Consider the following 16,480-nt stretch of genomic DNA (forward strand, 5'->3'; position numbering starts at 1 on the left):
CGGCTGAAATCTAGGAAGACCTTACTCCTGCCAAAAGCGATTTGATGCACGTCATCACCACACAGAAAGAACTCGAGACCGTTCTCGCCGCTTTCGAAAAGTCGGATTTCGTTACCGTCGACACCGAGTTCATCCGCGAAACGACCTTCTGGCCGATCCTGTGCCTGATCCAGATGGCGGCGCCCGGCGTCACCGCGCTGATCGACCCGCTGTCGCCCGACATCAACCTCGCCCCGTTCTTCCGGCTGATGGCCAACGAGGCCGTGGTCAAGGTCTTCCATGCGGCGCGCCAGGACATCGAAATCATCGTCCATCTCGGCGATCTCGTGCCGCACCCGGTGTTCGACACGCAGGTCGCGGCCATGGTCTGCGGCTTCGGCGACAGCGTTTCCTACGATCAGCTCGTGCAGCGCATCACCGGCGCGCGGCTCGACAAGTCGTCGCGCTTCACCGACTGGCGCCACCGGCCGCTGTCCGAGAAGCAGCTCGATTACGCGCTCGCCGACGTCACCCATCTGATCGAGGTCTATCAGCATTTGAGCGCCGAACTGGCGCGGGAGAACCGTGCCCACTGGCTGAACGAAGAGATGGACGTCCTGACCTCGCGCGAGACCTACGATCCGCATCCCGAAGACGCCTGGAAGCGGCTGAAGATGCGGCTGCGCAAGCCGCAGGAACTGGCGATCGTGCAAGCCGTGGCGGCATGGCGCGAACGTGAGGCGCGCGAGCGCGACGTGCCGCGCGGCCGCGTGCTCAAGGACGACGCGATCTACGAGGTGGCGCAGCAGGCGCCGCGCGACACGGCTGCCCTCGCCAAGCTGCGCACGACGCCCAAGGGCTGGGAGCGCTCCTCGACGGCGACGGCCCTGCTTGGGGCGGTCAATACCGCGCTGGCCTTGCCCAAGGAGCAGATGCCGAAACTGCCGAAGAATTTCCAGCCGCCGGAAGGCTCGAGCGCCGCCGCGGAATTGTTGAAAGTGCTGCTCAGGATCGTCGCCGAAAAGCAGGGCGTGGCCTCGAAGGTGCTGGCCTCCAGCGACGACATCGACCGCATCGCCGCCGAAGGCGAGGACGCCGATGTGCCGGCACTGCAGGGCTGGCGGCGCGCCGTGTTCGGCGAAGCGGCGCTGAAGCTGGTGCGCGGCGAGATCGGGATAAAGTTCGACAAGCGTAAAATAGCGGTGTTCGACCTCTAGAGGCTTTCTAGCCGATGCGTTCGGATCAGGACGAGAACCGGCGATACGAAGCGATCGACGCATTGCGTGCGATTGCCGTGATGCTGGTTCTGATCTTCCACTATACGTCCCGCTTTCCCACCGACTACATCGGGTTCGACCACCAGATGACGCTGCCATGGCAAGGGATAGTTGGCGTCTTTCTCTTTTTCATTATCAGCGGCTACTGCATCGCGATGACAGCAGAGCGGTCTGGAACCGTGTGGATGTTCTGGCTGCAGAGATTTACGCGGCTGGAGCCCGCGCTCATCGCCTGTATCTCGATCACGCTTGTCGTGGTTGCGGCTCTGGGTCTTCCGGGTAGGGAGGTTTCAGCGCTCGACGGACTGAAAAACGCAAGCTGGGTAACCCTGTTCGCTCCAACGCCGCTTGTCGACGGCGCCTACTGGTCACTGCTTGCGGAAGCAAAATTCTACTTCGTGTTCGGCCTCATCTTCTATCTCTGGCCAAATCGCGTCCTCGTCCTTTTCACCGGCTTTACCGTTCTGGGCGCAATTGCACAGTTTTCAGGGTTGTGGAGAGACCATCAGGCTCTGATTTACCCCTTCAAGGGCGTCGCCATGCCGTATTTTCTGTTCCCCTACAGCCTCTTCTTCTTGATGGGCATCGCGGCGAGGCGATCGACCCGAACTGTGCAGACGGTCGTGACAGCCGGATGCCTGGTGGTTGTTGTCAAGCTGTGGGGCGGTTCAGCATTCAGTGCCTGGGTGATCGCGCTTTCAATTCTTGGGGTCATCGGCCTCCAGCTGCGCGATATCAAGATCTGGCGAAGCGTTAGTTACATCGGCTTGATCAGCTATCCTCTGTATCTTCTGCACCAGAATGTCGGTGTCGCGATCATACGATGGCTGGCTCCGTGGATCGCCTCCCCGTATCTTCGGATCGGCATAGCGTTCTGCACCGTGGTCGCCCTTGCAGCATTCGTCGCGTGGGCGGTCGAGCATAGATTTCGGCGGAGGATCGAAATCCATGCGGCGCGCTTGATGTCGAGGGCCGCAACCCCCGCATGACCCTGCCTCAGACGATGTCGAGCAAATGCAGCGCAAACCAGATCCAGGCCAGCGCCAGCACCACCGCACCGGCGAAGAAAGAGCGGCTGCGCAGCCGCAGATTGTTGCTGGTCAGGTGAACCCAGGCATGAAAATAACGCGTCAGGACGAAAATCCACGCCAGCGCCAAGGTCAGATAGTTGACCCCGTTGGTGACGTGGAGCGTCAGGCACAGCACATAGAAAAGCACCGGCAGTTCGAACTGATTGCAGAGATTGGCGGCAACGGTGATGCTGGACGCCGGCTCGGTCGAGCGGGCCTTGTACTGTCCGACCTCGGCCTCACCTGATCTGATTGCGCCATTTCTGCGGCGCCCCAATACGCCGTAGACGATGTAGACCAGAGCCACATGCGCCAGAACGGGCCAGAAGATCGTCGTCTGGTTCATGGATATTTCCCCTGCTCTGTCCGGCTTCAGGCCTGGCGTCTTTGGCCCACCAGCCAGAAAGCGGCGATGACGACCACCGGGATGGCGAGAAGCGCGAATTTGGTGACGATCAGAGCAGAAGCGAAAGACAGTGAATCCGGGTTGGCCGACAGGAAATCGGACAGAAGCCGCGCCACGGCGATGTTCTGGGCATAGTCGGCCAGCGTGTAGGGCAGCACCAGAACCAGGGCGAAGATCGACTGCACCTGCCCGGGAAGCTCGCGGAAGTTCTGCAGGCGCCGGCCGCTGGCCAGGACCAGGCTCACCAAGGTCAGCGACAGCAGCGCCGGGAACAACAGATCGAAGGTCAGATAGTGCCAGACCAGAATGATCTCGCCGCCGCGCCGTCCGAGCGCCGTCAGCCAGGCCATGCCTTCGTCGGGCGTGAAGCCGAAATAGCGCATGTCGAGCGACGGCAGGCCGCCGCTCAACTGGCGGAAATAGAAGAATTCCATCACCGTCATGGCGATGAAAACCGCCGCCGACAGGAAACACAGTGCGGCCGCGTGGCGTGGCAGCCGCAGGACCGTCGCGGTCAGGCTCCGCCCGAGCCCGTATTGTTCAGGCTCCGCCGGGATAGTTCGGGCTTTCGCGGGTAATCGTGACGTCATGGGCGTGGCTTTCACGAAGTCCGGCGTTGGATATGCGCACAAAAGTGGCGCGCTCGCGGAAATCGGCAAGGTCGCGGCCACCGACATAACCCATAGCGGCTTTTAGCCCGCCCGCAAGCTGGTGCAGCACGCCAGACACAGGTCCTTTGTATGGAACCTGGCCCTCAATGCCTTCCGGGACCAGTTTGAGGGTATCGCGCACCTCGGCCTGGAAGTAGCGATCGGCCGAGCCGCGCGCCATGGCGCCGACCGAACCCATGCCGCGATAGGCCTTGAAGGAGCGACCCTGGTGCAGATAGACCTCGCCCGGGCTCTCATCGGTTCCGGCCAGCAGCGAGCCGATCATGGCGGCACTGGCGCCGGCGGCGAGCGCCTTGGCGAGATCGCCGGAATATTTGATGCCGCCGTCGGCAATCACCGAGACGCCCGACTTATGCGCCGTCTCGACGGCGGACATGATGGCTGAAAGCTGCGGCACGCCGACACCGGCGACGATGCGGGTAGTGCAGATGGAGCCCGGGCCGATGCCGACCTTGACGGCGTCGGCGCCGGCGTCGATCAGCGCCTGCGTGCCTTCGGCGGTGGCAACGTTGCCGGCCAGGATGCGCACCGAGTTGGAGAGTTTTTTCGCCCGGGTGACGGCGTCGAGCACGCGCTGCGAATGGCCGTGCGCGGTATCGATGACCAGAAGATCGACCCCGGCGTCGATCAGGCGCTCGGCGCGCTCGAAGCCATCGTCGCCGACGCTGGTGGCGGCCGCCGCGCGCAGGCGGCCCTGCGCATCCTTGGTGGCGTGCGGGTTGAGCTGCGACTTCTCGATGTCCTTGACGGTGATCAGGCCGACGCAATTGCCCTGCTTGTCGACGACGACGAGTTTTTCGATGCGGTGCTGGTGCAGAAGCCGCTTGGCTTCGTCCTGGTCGACATTCTCCTTGACCGTGATCAGGTTCTCACGGGTCATCAACTCATAGACCTTCTGCGCCGGGTCGGAGGCAAAGCGCACGTCGCGGTTGGTCAGGATGCCGACCAGCCTGCCAGTCTTGTGGCCGCCAGTGCCGCCATTCTCGACCACCGGAATGCCCGAGATCGAATAGGTTCGCATCAGCGACAGCGCATCGGCGAGCGTGGCGTCCGGACCGATGGTGACCGGATTGACCACCATGCCGGATTCGAATTTCTTCACCTGCCGCACCTGCTCGGCCTGTTCGGCCGGCGAGAAATTGCGGTGGATGACGCCGATGCCGCCGGCCTGGGCCATGGCGATGGCAAGACGCGCCTCGGTGACGGTGTCCATCGCGGCGGAGAGGATCGGCACGTTGAGATCGATGTCGCCCGCGATGCGGGTGCGGACATCGGTTTCGCCGGGCATGACCTCGGAGTGACCCGGCTGCAAAAGCACGTCGTCAAAGGTCAGCGCCAGTGCGCCTGTGGACGTTTCGATGATTTTTGCCATGGCCAGCCCTTTAGAATGCGGAAAAAGCGCTGGACCGGAATGGACAGCGCCGACTCTCATCTTCCCTTTCAGGATTGGCGCTGGCTGGTAACACGTCGCGACGCGGATGAAAAGCCGATCGTTGCATTGCACAACAGCCACCCACGGTTGCGGTCGCACAAAAGTGACAGCAATTTAACACGACATGGGTGTCCAGCCATGATAACCGCCCCCTGTATCGGTTCGCCCCCGGCCGAAGAGAAAATTTGAAACGGTCACGCTCGTGAATCGCACCATTCCGCTGATCCTGGCGGTCGCACTTTTCATGGAAAACATGGATTCGACCGTCATAGCGACATCGCTGCCGGCGATCGCCGTCGACATCCACACCAGCCCGATCGCGCTCAAGCTGGCGCTGACGGCCTATCTGGTGTCGCTGGCGATCTTCATTCCCATCAGCGGCTGGATGGCCGACCGCTTCGGCGCCAAGAACATTTTTCGCGCCGCGATTGCGGTGTTTATCGTCGGTTCGGTCGCTTGCGCCTTGTCCGGTTCGCTGCCGGCCTTCGTGGTGTCGCGCTTCCTGCAAGGTATTGGCGGCGCCATGATGACGCCGGTCGGGCGCCTGGTGCTGGTGCGGGCCACGCCCAAGAGCGACCTGGTCGCCGCCATGTCGTGGCTGACCGTTCCCGCGCTGGTCGGACCGCTTGTCGGCCCGCCGATCGGCGGCTTCATCACCACCTACTTCACCTGGCACTGGATCTTCCTGATCAATGTGCCGATCGGCCTGGTCGGCATCTGGCTGGCGACGCGCTTCCTGCCGGAAACCGAATCGATGGAGACGCCGCCGCTCGATTTCATCGGCTTCGTGCTGAGCGGGCTTGCGGCATCCGGCGTGGTCTTCGGCCTGTCGGTGGTCAGCCTGCCCTATCTGCCGCCTGCGACCGGATTCATCACCGTGGGGGTCGGGCTGCTGTCGGGCGCACTCTACCTCATGCATGCGCGGCGCGCCAAAAATCCACTGCTGGCGCTCGAACTGTTCCGCAACCAGGTGTTCCGCTCATCGGTGCTTGGCGGCTCGCTGTTTCGCATCGGCATCGGAGCAGTGCCGTTCCTGCTGCCGCTGATGTTCCAGATCGGTTTCGGGCTGACGCCGTTCCAGTCCGGCATGATCACCTTTGTCTCGGCGGTCGGCGCCATCGGCATGAAATTCGTCACCGCACTGATTTTTCGCCTCGCCGGATTCCGCCGCGTGCTGATCGTCGGCTCGCTGGTCGCCGCCGCATCGATCGCCATCTACGGCCTTTTCACCCCGGAAACGCCTTACGCACTGATGCTGGCCATATTGCTGGTCGGCGGCTTCATCCGCTCGATGTTTTTCACCGGGGTCAACGCGCTCTCCTATGCCGAAGCGTCGGCCGAAGACACCAGCAAGGCAACGCCGATCACGGCGGTGTTCCAGCAGCTGTCGATCGCGCTTGGCGTGGCGCTGGCCGGCGGCATCCTGGAAGTCGCGACCTCGATCCATGGCGGCCCGCTGACGCTGGGCGATTTCCACATCGCCTTCTTCATCGTGGCGGCCGTATCGGCGGCGGCGTCGCTGTTATTCATGCGGCTGGCGCCCGATGCCGGCAATGCCGTCTCCGGCCATGGCCGGCTGACGACACCCAAGACGCTGGAACCGGCGAGATCGCCGGGCGAGTGAGGGCCAGCTCAGCGGTCAGCGTCCCCCGGCCCTTCGCTATGGCTCCGGGCGCTCGAGTCCTTCGGAACGTCCACTGGACGTTCCGATCCGCCTGATGGCGGAACGGACTCTCGCCCTTTGAAGTCCTTTGCCAACAGATAAAGCTCGACCGATTCATCGCGCGAGGCCGGCGGCTTGACGTGGTGGACGGAGCGGAAATTCTTCTTGAGCATGGACAGCAGTTCGTTCTCGGCGCCGCCCTGAAAAGTCTTGGCGAGGAAATGGCCGCCCGGCTTCAGGACGGACAGCGCGAAATCGGCCGCCACTTCGCACAGATGCATGGTGCGGATGTGGTCGGTGCGCTTGTGGCCGGTGGTTGGTGCCGCCATGTCGGACAGCACGACATCCGGGTTCCCACCCAACGTCTCGGCGAGCTTGCGCGGCGCATCCGCATCCAGGAAATCCATCAAAAGCACCGGTGCGCCGGGCACGGCATCCATTTCCAGATAGTCGATGCCGACGACATGCGGATTTTCCGCCGTCGATTTCGTGCGCGCGGCCGCGACCTGGCACCAGCCGCCGGGGGCGGCACCGAGGTCGATCACCTTCATGCCGGGCTTCAGCAAATGGTGCTTGTCGTCGATCTCGATCAGCTTGTAGGCCGCGCGCGAGCGATAGCCGTCAGCCTTCGAGCGCTGGACATAGGGATCGTTGATGTGGCGCTGCAGCCAGCGCCGCGACGATTCCTTCAGGCCGCTCTTTTTCTTGATCCGCGTCTTCAGCACGCGAATGCCGGCCGATCCTGGATTTTCCGGTTTCTTGGTCATTGACGGCCACGCCCATCGTTGCGCCAGACGCCGTCATCGGCCATCAGCTCGCTCAATATGCCTTCGCGCAGGCCGCGGTCAGCGACGCGCAGCCGCTCCGAAGGCCAGACGGCGCGGATCGCTTCGAGGATGGCACAGCCGGCCAGCACCAGATCGGCGCGGTCGGCGCCAATGCAAGGGTTGGCGCAGCGCTGCTGGAAATCCCAGCCGACCAGTCGCTCCACCATGCGGTCGACGCTGTCGCGGTCCATCCACAGCCCGTCAACCCGACGACGGTCGTAACGCTCGAGATCGAGGTGGACGCCGGCCAACGTCGTCACCGTGCCGGACGTGCCCAGCAGATGGAAATTCGGGCTGGCCTTGAGGTGGCTCAGCCGGTCGCGGCCGTCGAAGCTCGCCAAACGGCTGGCGACGTCGTCGACCATGGCGTCGAAGATCCCGCGCGTCACGGTACGGCCACCAAAGCGCTCGGCCAGTGAGACGACGCCGACCGGCAGCGACGTCCACGAGACGATATGATTGGCGAGCCGCGGCGAACGGCGGCCAGTGAGATCGATCAGCGCGATCTCCGAAGAGCCGCCGCCGATGTCGAACAGGACGACGCCCTGCGTGTCGCGCTCGACCAGCGAGCCGCAGCCGGAAACCGCCAGCCGCGCCTCGGTCTGGCGGTCGATGATCTCGAGCTTCAGGCCGGCCTCGCGCTCGACGCGTTCGAGGAATTCGACGCCGTTCTCCGCCGAGCGGCAGGCTTCGGTGGCAATCAGCCTGGCCTTCCTGATCTTGCGGCCGCGCAATTTGTCGCCGCAGATCTTCAGCGCCTCGACGGCGCGATCCATCGCCGGCTGGCCGAGGCGGCCATTGGCGGTGAGCCCCTCGCCCAGCCTGACGATGCGTGAGAAGGCGTCGATGACGCGGAACTGGCCATGCCGTGTGGGAACGGCGACCAGCAGCCGGCAATTGTTGGTGCCGAGGTCAAGGGCCGCGAAGACCGGCAGCTCATGCACCGGCGGCCGGCGCGTGCCCTGTTCGGGGCGTGGCGCGGGAGCGGTGGGGGAGACTGCCGGCGCCGTCGGCAGCTTCGCTTCCAAAGCCGGAACAGCCTGGCCTGGCACCGGCGCTCGATTGCCCTGCGTTTCGTCGCGCGCAAAAACCTTGCGCCCGCGCCTTCGCTTGCGCCGCTTCTTGGGCTTGCCCTTCTGGTGATGGGTCGCGTCACCCGCCTGCCCACCGGCGGAGCGCGGTTCCGTCGGGCGGCGTTTCTGCCAACCGGCTGTCCCCGAGCCCGATGGCCCTGGGGAAGCGCTGGACGCGCCCACCTCCGACGCGCCTGCGCCGGTGTCGCGGTCTTCCACTGTCGTTCCTTCCGGCGCCGCGCGAACCGGTGAAGGACGCAGCAGGCGCTTTGGCATGTTTCAAGTTGCCGCCAGACTAACAGTGCCGTGGCCGATCACCAAGAGCCGCATGCCGAATTTTGCCGGCTGGGCGCGGACGGCCTTTTTAAGCTACCGCGTAATGTACCGGCAAGGCTGGACTGGTAGCGCGGATGCCGGCGAGGACAATGCTGGTCGAAGCCGATGCGTTATCCCCGCCGTTTGCGCCGCCTCGGTGCGAGCAGATCTTGCCGGCGGCCAGCGCGACGAGTGTTCGCGGTTGAATAGCCGGCTTCGATGAGGCATTTCTGAAATGAATGGAAGTCACCGGGCAGCCGGCCTCCCACCATCGAGCGAAAAGGACGCGGGCACGCAGCGCATGGCAGTCAGGCAATGAACTGGAAACGCTATTTCTGGCCGGTCGTCGGCATCGCCGCGGTGATCTTCTCGCTGCTGCTGCTCTGGCATGAACTGCGCGGCATTTCGCTCGACGATGTCTGGGATGGGCTCGCCGCCATCCCAACCCGCGGCTGGGTGCTGGCGGCGCTGAGTTCCGTCATCGCCTATGCCGCGCTCGCCGGCTACGACCACATCGCACTGCTGCATATCGGCAAGCGTGTGTCGTGGCTGTTCGTGACCCTTTGCTCCTTCACCACCTATGCGCTGTCGCACAATATCGGCGGATCGGTGTTTTCGGGCGCCGTCATCCGCTACCGCGCCTATGGCACCAGGGGGCTGACCGGTCAGGATGTCGGCGTGCTGGTGGCGATCTGCTGGATCACCTTCGTGCTGTCGACGATTCTCGCCTCCGGCCTCGTGCTGGTGTTCGAGCCTCAGATCATCGATCGCTTCTCTGGCATCGCCCATCATGGCCTGTCGGAAGCGGCGGGCATCGCGATGCTGCTCCTCGTCGCCGCCTACATCTTCGGCAGCTGGCTGCATTTGCGCCCGTTGAAGATCGCCAGATTCCAACTGCACTATCCGGCACTGCCGATCGTCGCCAGGCAATTGCTGATCGGCCCGATCGAACTGATTGCCGCCGCGGCGATCATCTTCTTCGCCCTGCCCGAGGCGCACAATCCCGGCTATTTCGTCGTGCTCGGCGTCTTCCTCGTCTCCTTCTCGGTCGCCCAGATCTCGCACGCGCCGGGCGGCCTTGGCGTGTTCGAGGTGGTGTTCCTCACCGGGCTTTCCGACATGGAGCCGGTCGGCGTGCTAGCGGCGCTGCTGGTGTTCCGGCTGTTTTACCTGATCATCCCGCTGATTCTGGGCCTGGGCGTGGTGCTGTTCTTCGAGCGTTCGCAGTTCAGCCGGACGGAGAGCTGAGGCGCGGATTGGATTTTGTGCCCGCCCCCGCGCACCTGAACCCCAGCGTATGAAACCCAGCTGTCAAAACGTAGCGATTGAACCGCAGAGCAGGCTTGACTATTTTCCGCTGGTGGCTACAAGGCAGCGCTCAAGCGGCTCAGCCGTTCGGCCCGCGCGGTTCATACCGCGCCTGCTGGGGAATAGGTTAACGGTAGACCCACGGACTCTGACTCCGTTAGTCCTGGTTCGAATCCAGGTTCCCCAGCCATATATCTTTAGGTCCGTTCCTGGCACGTGGATTACGGTTTTTACCGGAGGCATGGGTAACACTCTTGGCCCGAACGGGTTTGGAGTGGTTCGAGCCTGCATGCATCATCATCGAAGCCAGATACGGTCCTCAACCTGTTTGATGCCGATCTCGAAGCCGATCGTTCGCCGAAGTGCTTCGCCAGCACGCCTTTGATGCGCTCTGCCGACCAGTCCATGGCGCGCGCCGCCACGATCAGCGCCTTCGTGGAATCGAAGCCGCCCGACGCGCCCATGATTGCGTGCTCGAGGTTGGTGGCCGAAAGCCGCGTCGCCAGACCCTGGACTTGGATGTGATTGGCTTTGTCCCAATCTTCCTGGCCCCGTTTAGCTGGTTTCCTGGCACTTTGGTACGTTTCCTAGGCTTTGCCGCCTTCATATTCGTAACTTGCTGACAGAACCGTCTGCGCGCCTGCCAACTACTTTTGACACAGATCAACGTCCGGTCGCCGCATTCGGGCGAAGTTAAGTCTGGCTGATTGGATCGACGAATGCAAAACACCGATTTCATTGACGCAGGCAGTACCGAGTTGATCCCCCCGAAGGACCGTTCGGTGAGCCGAATGCTCGTGCCGAGTTTACCCGAGCCTACTTCTCTGCAACCTGTCGCTTCCGCCGTGAGACCGCGCCGCCGGCTTTGGCTTGGGTTGGCGCTGGGTTTAGCCGCGGCCGCGGCCGCGGCAGGCGGATATTGGTGGCAGCATGCCGAGCCTGGACTTCCAGCAGGCATCGCCTTCGGCAACGGCCGGGTCGAGGCCGACGAGATCGACATCGCAGCCAAGTTCGGCGGCCGCATCGCCGCGCTCCTTGCCGACGAGGGCGACGGCGTCCGCGCCGGCCAGGTAGTCGCTCGGATGGATACGCAAGACCTCGAAACGTCGCTCCACAAGGCCGAGGCACAGATGCTCGGAGCGAGCCGCATGCTCGACGAGGCGAGCGCCAGCGTCGAGCAGCAGAAGGCACAGGTGAAGCTCGCTGAGCAGCAGCTCGCCCGCGCAATCTACCTTGCCGACAAAGGCTATGCGACGACCGAGATCCTCGACCAGCGCCACCAACAGATGGACGCCGCCAACGCTGCATTTGCGGCAGCCAACGCGCGTGTCGGCGAGGCCGAACAGACACTGGCTGCGGCCAACCACGATGTCGACCTCTATCACATCAACATCGCTGACAATTCGCTCGTCGCGCCGCGCGCTGGTCGCATCCAATATCGCCTCGCGAATGTCGGCGAGGTGATCGGCGCCGGCGGCAAGGTCTTGACCATGCTCGACACCGGCTATGTCTATATGGATGTCTTCTTGCCCACGGCAGAAGCCGGTCGCGCGATGATGGGCAGCGACGCCCGTGTGGTGCTCGACGCCAGGCCTGATGCACCAATCCCGGCCAAGGTGGTCTTCGTCTCCGACCAAGCACAATTCACGCCGAAGGCGGTAGAGACCAAGGCGGAACGCGACAAGTTGATGTTTCGGGTCCGCGTGCGGGTGGACGCCGACTATCTGCGCGCCCACTCGGCAGAGGTCGGCTCCGGTCTTCCAGGCTTGGCTTATGTTCGACTCGATCCGGGCGCGGAATGGCCGATTTCGCTTGCAGGCCGGACCGATGAACAGTCCCGATGATCCCGTCATAGCCGTCGACGGGCTATCGCACCGCTATGGCCGGACACTGGCGCTTGACAATGTGACGCTCGCCCTCCCGGCCGGCGCACTCGTCGGGCTGATCGGCCCGGACGGTGTCGGGAAATCGACGCTGCTCGGCCTCATCGCCGGTGCAAAGCGCATCCAGAGCGGCTGTGTGGCGGTGCTTGGCGGCGATATGGCGGACCGCGGCCACCGCGTCGCCGCTTGCCCGCGCATCGCGTATATGCCGCAAGGCCTCGGCAAGAATCTTTATCCCGATCTCAGCGTGCGGGAGAACATCGACTTTTTCGGCCGCCTATTCAGCCAGCCGGCACTCGAGCGCCATCGACGTATCGACGCCCTTCTCGAGGCGACCGGCCTCGCCCCTTTTCCCAACCGTCCGGCCAAGAAGCTCTCCGGCGGCATGCGGCAAAAGCTCGGCCTCTGCTGCGCCCTCGTCCACGACCCAGATCTCCTCATCCTCGATGAGCCGACCACCGGCGTCGACCCTTTGTCGCGCAGGCAGTTCTGGGAACTGATCGAGCGCATGCGCGCCGCACGCCCTGGCATGAGCGTAGTTGTCGCCACCGCATATATGGAGGAGGCAGAGCGCTTCGACGAAATCATCGCCATGAATGCCGGCCGCATCCTCGCGATAGGCTCGCCGGCCGAGTTGAAGGCGCGCACAGGACAGCCTAACCTGGAAGAAAGCTTCATCGCGCTCCTGCCCGAGGCAGTCCGCGCCAGGCGGCGGACGCTCTCCGTCCCACCGCGTCCGTCCGGCGAGCGCGAGGCGGCGATAGTCGCCCGCAACCTGACCCGGCGCTTCAGCGACTTCGTCGCTGTTGACGGCGTGAACTTCACCATCGAGCGCGGCGAGATTTTCGGCTTCCTCGGTTCGAACGGCTGCGGCAAGACCACGACGATGAAGATGCTGACCGGGCTGCTGCCAGCATCCAGTGGCACGGCTTGGCTGTTCGGGCAACCGATCGACGGCACCGACATGCGCCTGCGCAGACGCGTCGGATATATGTCGCAATCCTTCTCGCTCTACACGGAGCTCACCGTGCGGCAGAACCTCGACCTGCACGCACGGCTCTTCCACCTGCCCGCCAACAAGGCGCGAGTCCGCATTGCGGAACTGGTCGAGCGCTTCGGCCTAGGACCCCATATCGATCAGCGGGCAGCGCAGTTGCCTCTTGGCATCCGCCAGAGGCTCTCGCTTGCTGTCGCAGTGGTTCATGAGCCGGAACTCCTTATTCTCGACGAGCCAACCTCGGGGGTCGACCCACTCGCTCGTGACGGCTTCTGGGAACTTCTCGTCGATCTGTCGCGCCGTCACGGTGTCACCATCTTCGTCTCCACCCATTTCATGAACGAAGCGGCGCGCTGCGATCGTCTCGCGCTCATGCAAGCGGGGCGTGTGCTGGCCACCGGAACGCCTGCCGAACTGGTCACCGCCACGAGTGCGGCCAATCTCGAGGACGCCTTCGTCGCCTATCTTGAAGCCGGTGAAAGAGAAACGCCCCGGCCCTCGCCGGCCCGCCATGCAGTCGGCCCCGCCGTTGGCCCGGTGCGCGCTACGCCACGGCGGGGCTTCAGCCTCGGGCGGCTCCTCGCCTATTCGCTACGCGAAGCGCTGGAGGTGTGGCGGGATCCTGTCCGGCTCGGCTTCGCACTCCTCGGCACGGCCTTCCTCATGATTGTGTTTGGGCTCGGCATCAACACCGACGTCAACCAACTGAGCTTCGCGGCGCTAGATCGCGACAACACGCCGGAGAGCCGCACCTATCTGCAAGAGTTCCGCGGCTCGCCTTATTTCACCGAGAAATCGGTGCTCGCCGACTACAGCGACCTGGAAAATCGCCTGAGGAGCGGCATTGTGACGGTGGCCATCGAAGTGCCACCCGGTTTCGGCCGCGACGTGCGGCGAGGGACTTCCGCCGAGATTGGCGCCTGGGTGGACGGCGCGATGCCGTTCCGAGCCGAGACAGCGCGGGCCTATGTGAGCGGCGTACATCAGCAATACCTGACCGATCTGGCGCGTCTGCAGCCGAACGGCCCGTCGGCGGCGGCTCCGGCCAGCATCGAGACGCGCTTCCGCTATAACCAGGACTTCGACAGCATCTACGCGATGGTTCCCGGCACCATCGCCATGCTGCTTGCCTTCATCCCGGCTATCCTCATGGCCGTGGGCGTGGTGCGCGAGAAGGAGCTCGGCTCGATCACCAACCTCTATGTAACGCCGGTCCGTCGCCTGGAATTCCTGCTCGGCAAGCAACTCCCCTATGTGGTGGTCGCCTTCGTCAGCTTCTTGAGTCTGCTTGCCATGGCGATCTTCCTGTTCGGCGTGCCGCTCAAGGGCAGCCTGCTCGCGCTGCTGGTCGGCGCGGTCCTCTATGTGACCGCCATGACCGGGTACGGATTGGTGATCTCGACCTTCACCAACACCCAGATCGCTGCCATCTTCGCCACCGGCATCATGACTTCTCTACCGGCCGTGCAGTTCTCAGGCATGCTGACGCCCGTCTCCTCCCTGGCGGGTTTTCCGGCCTTCATGGCCCACACGTTCCCGGCGATGTATTTCCTGCGCATCTCGGTCGGCACCTTCACCAAGGCGCTGGGCTTCCAAGAGCTTGCCGGAAACCTGCTGGCACTTGCGGTCTTCATCCCGCTTCTCACCTTGATCAGCCTGGCATTCCTCCGCCGGCAGGAGCGGTGACGTGACCCAGCACATGGCGAACATCTTCTGGCTCGGCGTCAAGGAGTTGCGGAGCTTCTCGCGCGATTTCGTACTCTTCGGCTTCGTCGTCTACTCCTTCTCGTTGGCGGTCTATACGCAGGCTGAGAGTCCCGCACAGGAGATCCACAACACTGCCGTCGCTATCGTCGACGAGGACCACTCGGTCCTCTCGCGCTCGATCGCCACGGCTCTGCTGCCGCCCTATTTCAGCCGTCCAACCGAGGTAGCAGCCGGCAAGGTTGACGAGCTGATGGGCGCCGCCCGCAGTACGTTTGTCCTCGACATCCCGCCCTATTTCGAGCGCGACGTCATGGCAGGGCGCCGGCCGGCTATCCAGGTCAATGTCGACGCCACCGCTATGATGCAAGCCGGCATCGGCGCTGGTTATCTGCAGCAGATCATCGCCGGCGAAATCGCTCGCTCTGCCGCTCATGCCAAACCGTTACGATACGACCCGGCAAATCTCGCTGTCCGCGTCGCCTTCAATCCCAACCTCACCACGCAACTTTTCAATGCCGTCATGGCCATCATCGGCAATGTCAACATGCTAGCCATCATACTTGCGGGCGCTGCAATCATCCGCGAGCGTGAACACGGCACCCTGGAGCATCTGCTGATCATGCCGCTTACGCCTCTCGAGATCGCAGCTGCCAAGGTGTGGGCGAACGGCCTGGTAATCACCGTCGCGGTCGGCCTGTCGCTTTGGCTGGTGATAGAGACATTGCTCGGAATTCGGATCGTCGGATCCATTCCGCTATTCATGGCAGGCGTCATGCTCTATTTGTTCTTTGCTACCGCCATCGGTATCTTCCTGGGCACGGTCGCCCGCTCAATGCCGCAGCTAGGGCTCCTGTTCATCCTGATCGCCCTGCCGATGAACATCCTCTCCGGTGGCAATACGCCGCTCGACAGCATGCCAGCATTCCTGCGGGCGGTGATGCAGTTGTCACCATCGACCCATTTCGTCAGCTTCGCCCAGGCAATCCTCTATCGCGGTGCTGGGTTTGACGTCGTGTGGCCGCAATTTGCCGTTGTTGGCCTGGTCGGCGGCGGATTCTTTGCCCTGTCCATCATGCGTTTCCGCAAGATCAGTGCCATGGTGATGTGAGTAACCGCGCAGTCTCCATGCCATACTCCTCAGTTGAGGTCAGTTGAGGGACGGGCACATGCGGACGTGCTGATCAGGCTTGCCCCATAGCGCCTCCTGATATCCCGATCTCAGCCATGAGCACGCGCAATTCGGCCGGAGGTGCAAGGCAGAAAGTTCGAAAAGCTTCCAAGAACCCCAGCCAAGTTTATTCATAATTTCAATCAGCAGCTTACACAGAACTTTATGTCCTGATGCAGGCCATTCCAGGTCACCCGTTCAGGTGGTGAGCGCGGCTGTGGTCGATCTTCGCGATATATAAAAGCAATTGCTAATATATTGAAAAGGTGACAGCATCGGGCTCCGCGTCGCGTATGGGAGGATGCCATGGCCGATGGTGGAATAAATGTCACCAAACTTGAATCCAAATCTCACGACAACCCGGATGAGGTTCGCTCGCCCGACAAGACACGTGTCGAGGTGGTGCGGCTTCCAGGCTTTACGCTCGGGCGGCTCAACATGGAGCCGGGATGGAAATGGTCCGAATGCGTGAAGCCGGTCGTCAAGACGGATAGCTGTCAGGTATCGCATGTCGGCTACGTCGTTTCCGGAACCATCACCGTCAAGATGAACGACGGGACCCAGAAGACGTTAACGAAGGGTACGTCCTATACGATCCCGCCCGGCCACGACGCCTGGGTGGAAGGCAACGAACGCTTCGTCTGCATCGAGGTCATGAGCGCCGAGCAATACGCCAAGCCGGCGTAGGGCAAACTGCTGGGCTG

13 protein-coding genes and 1 tRNA gene are annotated in these 16,480 nt (G+C 63.1%); 9 read left to right on the forward strand and 5 right to left on the reverse strand.

Annotated elements, in window-relative coordinates:
* Window positions 1-44: 44 nt before the first annotated feature.
* Together rnd and FJV80_RS11275 are read left to right on the forward strand one after the other, a co-directional pair.
* Window positions 45-1,196, forward strand: a complete 1,152-nt coding sequence (gene rnd / locus FJV80_RS11270; protein ID WP_095770467.1) for a ribonuclease D — start codon at window positions 45-47, stop codon at window positions 1,194-1,196.
* Window positions 1,197-1,210: 14 nt separating this feature from the next.
* Window positions 1,211-2,245, forward strand: coding sequence for an acyltransferase (locus FJV80_RS11275; protein ID WP_142876386.1), 1,035 nt, complete (start codon window positions 1,211-1,213; stop codon window positions 2,243-2,245).
* A gap of 7 nt (window positions 2,246-2,252) precedes the next feature.
* Here FJV80_RS11275 and FJV80_RS11280 read toward each other — a convergent pair whose 3' ends face one another.
* From FJV80_RS11280 to guaB, 3 genes are read right to left on the reverse strand one after another with little or no spacing between them, the layout of a single operon-like run.
* A complete protein-coding gene (locus FJV80_RS11280) occupies window positions 2,253-2,672 on the reverse strand; it encodes an MAPEG family protein (RefSeq protein WP_095770469.1) in 420 nt (139 codons plus the stop codon).
* A gap of 26 nt (window positions 2,673-2,698) precedes the next feature.
* The gene (locus tag FJV80_RS11285) at window positions 2,699-3,322 is read right to left on the reverse strand and encodes a hypothetical protein (protein WP_095770470.1); all 624 of its coding nucleotides are present in this window, start codon (window positions 3,320-3,322) and stop codon (window positions 2,699-2,701) included.
* Complete coding sequence (gene guaB, locus FJV80_RS11290; RefSeq protein ID WP_010915551.1) at window positions 3,273-4,775, reverse strand: IMP dehydrogenase; 1,503 nt, start codon at window positions 4,773-4,775, stop codon at window positions 3,273-3,275. The genes FJV80_RS11285 and guaB overlap by 50 nt, the downstream gene beginning before the upstream one ends.
* Before the next feature lie 262 nt (window positions 4,776-5,037).
* On the opposite strand from guaB, the gene FJV80_RS11295 reads away from it, so the two are divergent.
* A complete protein-coding gene (locus FJV80_RS11295; protein ID WP_142876387.1) occupies window positions 5,038-6,459 on the forward strand; it encodes an MFS transporter in 1,422 nt (473 codons plus the stop codon).
* Window positions 6,460-6,467: 8 nt separating this feature from the next.
* On the opposite strand, the gene FJV80_RS11300 is transcribed toward FJV80_RS11295, so the two are convergent.
* Window positions 6,468-7,265, reverse strand: a complete 798-nt coding sequence (locus tag FJV80_RS11300) for an RlmE family RNA methyltransferase (RefSeq protein ID WP_142876388.1) — start codon at window positions 7,263-7,265, stop codon at window positions 6,468-6,470.
* Entirely contained in the window at window positions 7,262-8,617 is a 1,356-nt protein-coding gene (locus FJV80_RS11305) for a Ppx/GppA phosphatase family protein (protein ID WP_142876460.1), read from the reverse strand. The genes FJV80_RS11300 and FJV80_RS11305 overlap by 4 nt, the downstream gene beginning before the upstream one ends.
* A gap of 411 nt (window positions 8,618-9,028) precedes the next feature.
* On the opposite strand from FJV80_RS11305, the gene FJV80_RS11310 reads away from it, so the two are divergent.
* The 6 genes from FJV80_RS11310 (at window position 9,029) to FJV80_RS11335 (ending at window position 16,463) form a co-directional block, all read left to right on the forward strand.
* Window positions 9,029-9,961, forward strand: coding sequence for a lysylphosphatidylglycerol synthase domain-containing protein (locus FJV80_RS11310; protein WP_095770473.1), 933 nt, complete (start codon window positions 9,029-9,031; stop codon window positions 9,959-9,961).
* 176 nt (window positions 9,962-10,137) lie between these two features.
* Window positions 10,138-10,211, forward strand: a tRNA-Gln gene (locus FJV80_RS11315).
* 529 nt (window positions 10,212-10,740) lie between these two features.
* On the forward strand, window positions 10,741-11,865 hold the full coding sequence (locus FJV80_RS11320) for an HlyD family efflux transporter periplasmic adaptor subunit (protein WP_246688944.1): 1,125 nt from the start codon (window positions 10,741-10,743) through the stop codon (window positions 11,863-11,865).
* The gene (gene rbbA, locus FJV80_RS11325; protein WP_142876389.1) at window positions 11,849-14,587 is read left to right on the forward strand and encodes a ribosome-associated ATPase/putative transporter RbbA; all 2,739 of its coding nucleotides are present in this window, start codon (window positions 11,849-11,851) and stop codon (window positions 14,585-14,587) included. Before FJV80_RS11320 ends, rbbA begins: the two co-directional genes overlap by 17 nt.
* 1 nt (window position 14,588) lies before the next feature.
* The gene (locus FJV80_RS11330; RefSeq protein WP_246688945.1) at window positions 14,589-15,716 is read left to right on the forward strand and encodes an ABC transporter permease; all 1,128 of its coding nucleotides are present in this window, start codon (window positions 14,589-14,591) and stop codon (window positions 15,714-15,716) included.
* Window positions 15,717-16,082: 366 nt separating this feature from the next.
* A complete protein-coding gene (locus FJV80_RS11335; protein WP_095770476.1) occupies window positions 16,083-16,463 on the forward strand; it encodes a cupin domain-containing protein in 381 nt (126 codons plus the stop codon).
* Window positions 16,464-16,480: the final 17 nt, after the last annotated feature.

Source organism: Mesorhizobium sp. WSM4310, assembly GCF_007003935.1.
GTDB lineage: Bacteria > Pseudomonadota > Alphaproteobacteria > Rhizobiales > Rhizobiaceae > Mesorhizobium.

What these genes read in the sequence shown, in the direction of transcription:
- rnd (WP_095770467.1), top strand. Translation starts at nt 45, where the DNA reads ATGCACGTCATCACCACACAGAAAGAACTCGAGACCGTTCTCGCCGCT.
- FJV80_RS11275 (WP_142876386.1), top strand. Translation starts at nt 1,211, where the DNA reads ATGCGTTCGGATCAGGACGAGAACCGGCGATACGAAGCGATCGACGCA.
- FJV80_RS11280 (WP_095770469.1), bottom strand. Translation starts at nt 2,672, where the DNA reads ATGAACCAGACGACGATCTTCTGGCCCGTTCTGGCGCATGTGGCTCTG.
- FJV80_RS11285 (WP_095770470.1), bottom strand. Translation starts at nt 3,322, where the DNA reads ATGACGTCACGATTACCCGCGAAAGCCCGAACTATCCCGGCGGAGCCT.
- guaB (WP_010915551.1), bottom strand. Translation starts at nt 4,775, where the DNA reads ATGGCAAAAATCATCGAAACGTCCACAGGCGCACTGGCGCTGACCTTT.
- FJV80_RS11300 (WP_142876388.1), bottom strand. Translation starts at nt 7,265, where the DNA reads ATGACCAAGAAACCGGAAAATCCAGGATCGGCCGGCATTCGCGTGCTG.
- FJV80_RS11310 (WP_095770473.1), top strand. Translation starts at nt 9,029, where the DNA reads ATGAACTGGAAACGCTATTTCTGGCCGGTCGTCGGCATCGCCGCGGTG.
- FJV80_RS11320 (WP_246688944.1), top strand. Translation starts at nt 10,741, where the DNA reads ATGCAAAACACCGATTTCATTGACGCAGGCAGTACCGAGTTGATCCCC.
- rbbA (WP_142876389.1), top strand. Translation starts at nt 11,849, where the DNA reads ATGAACAGTCCCGATGATCCCGTCATAGCCGTCGACGGGCTATCGCAC.
- FJV80_RS11335 (WP_095770476.1), top strand. Translation starts at nt 16,083, where the DNA reads ATGGCCGATGGTGGAATAAATGTCACCAAACTTGAATCCAAATCTCAC.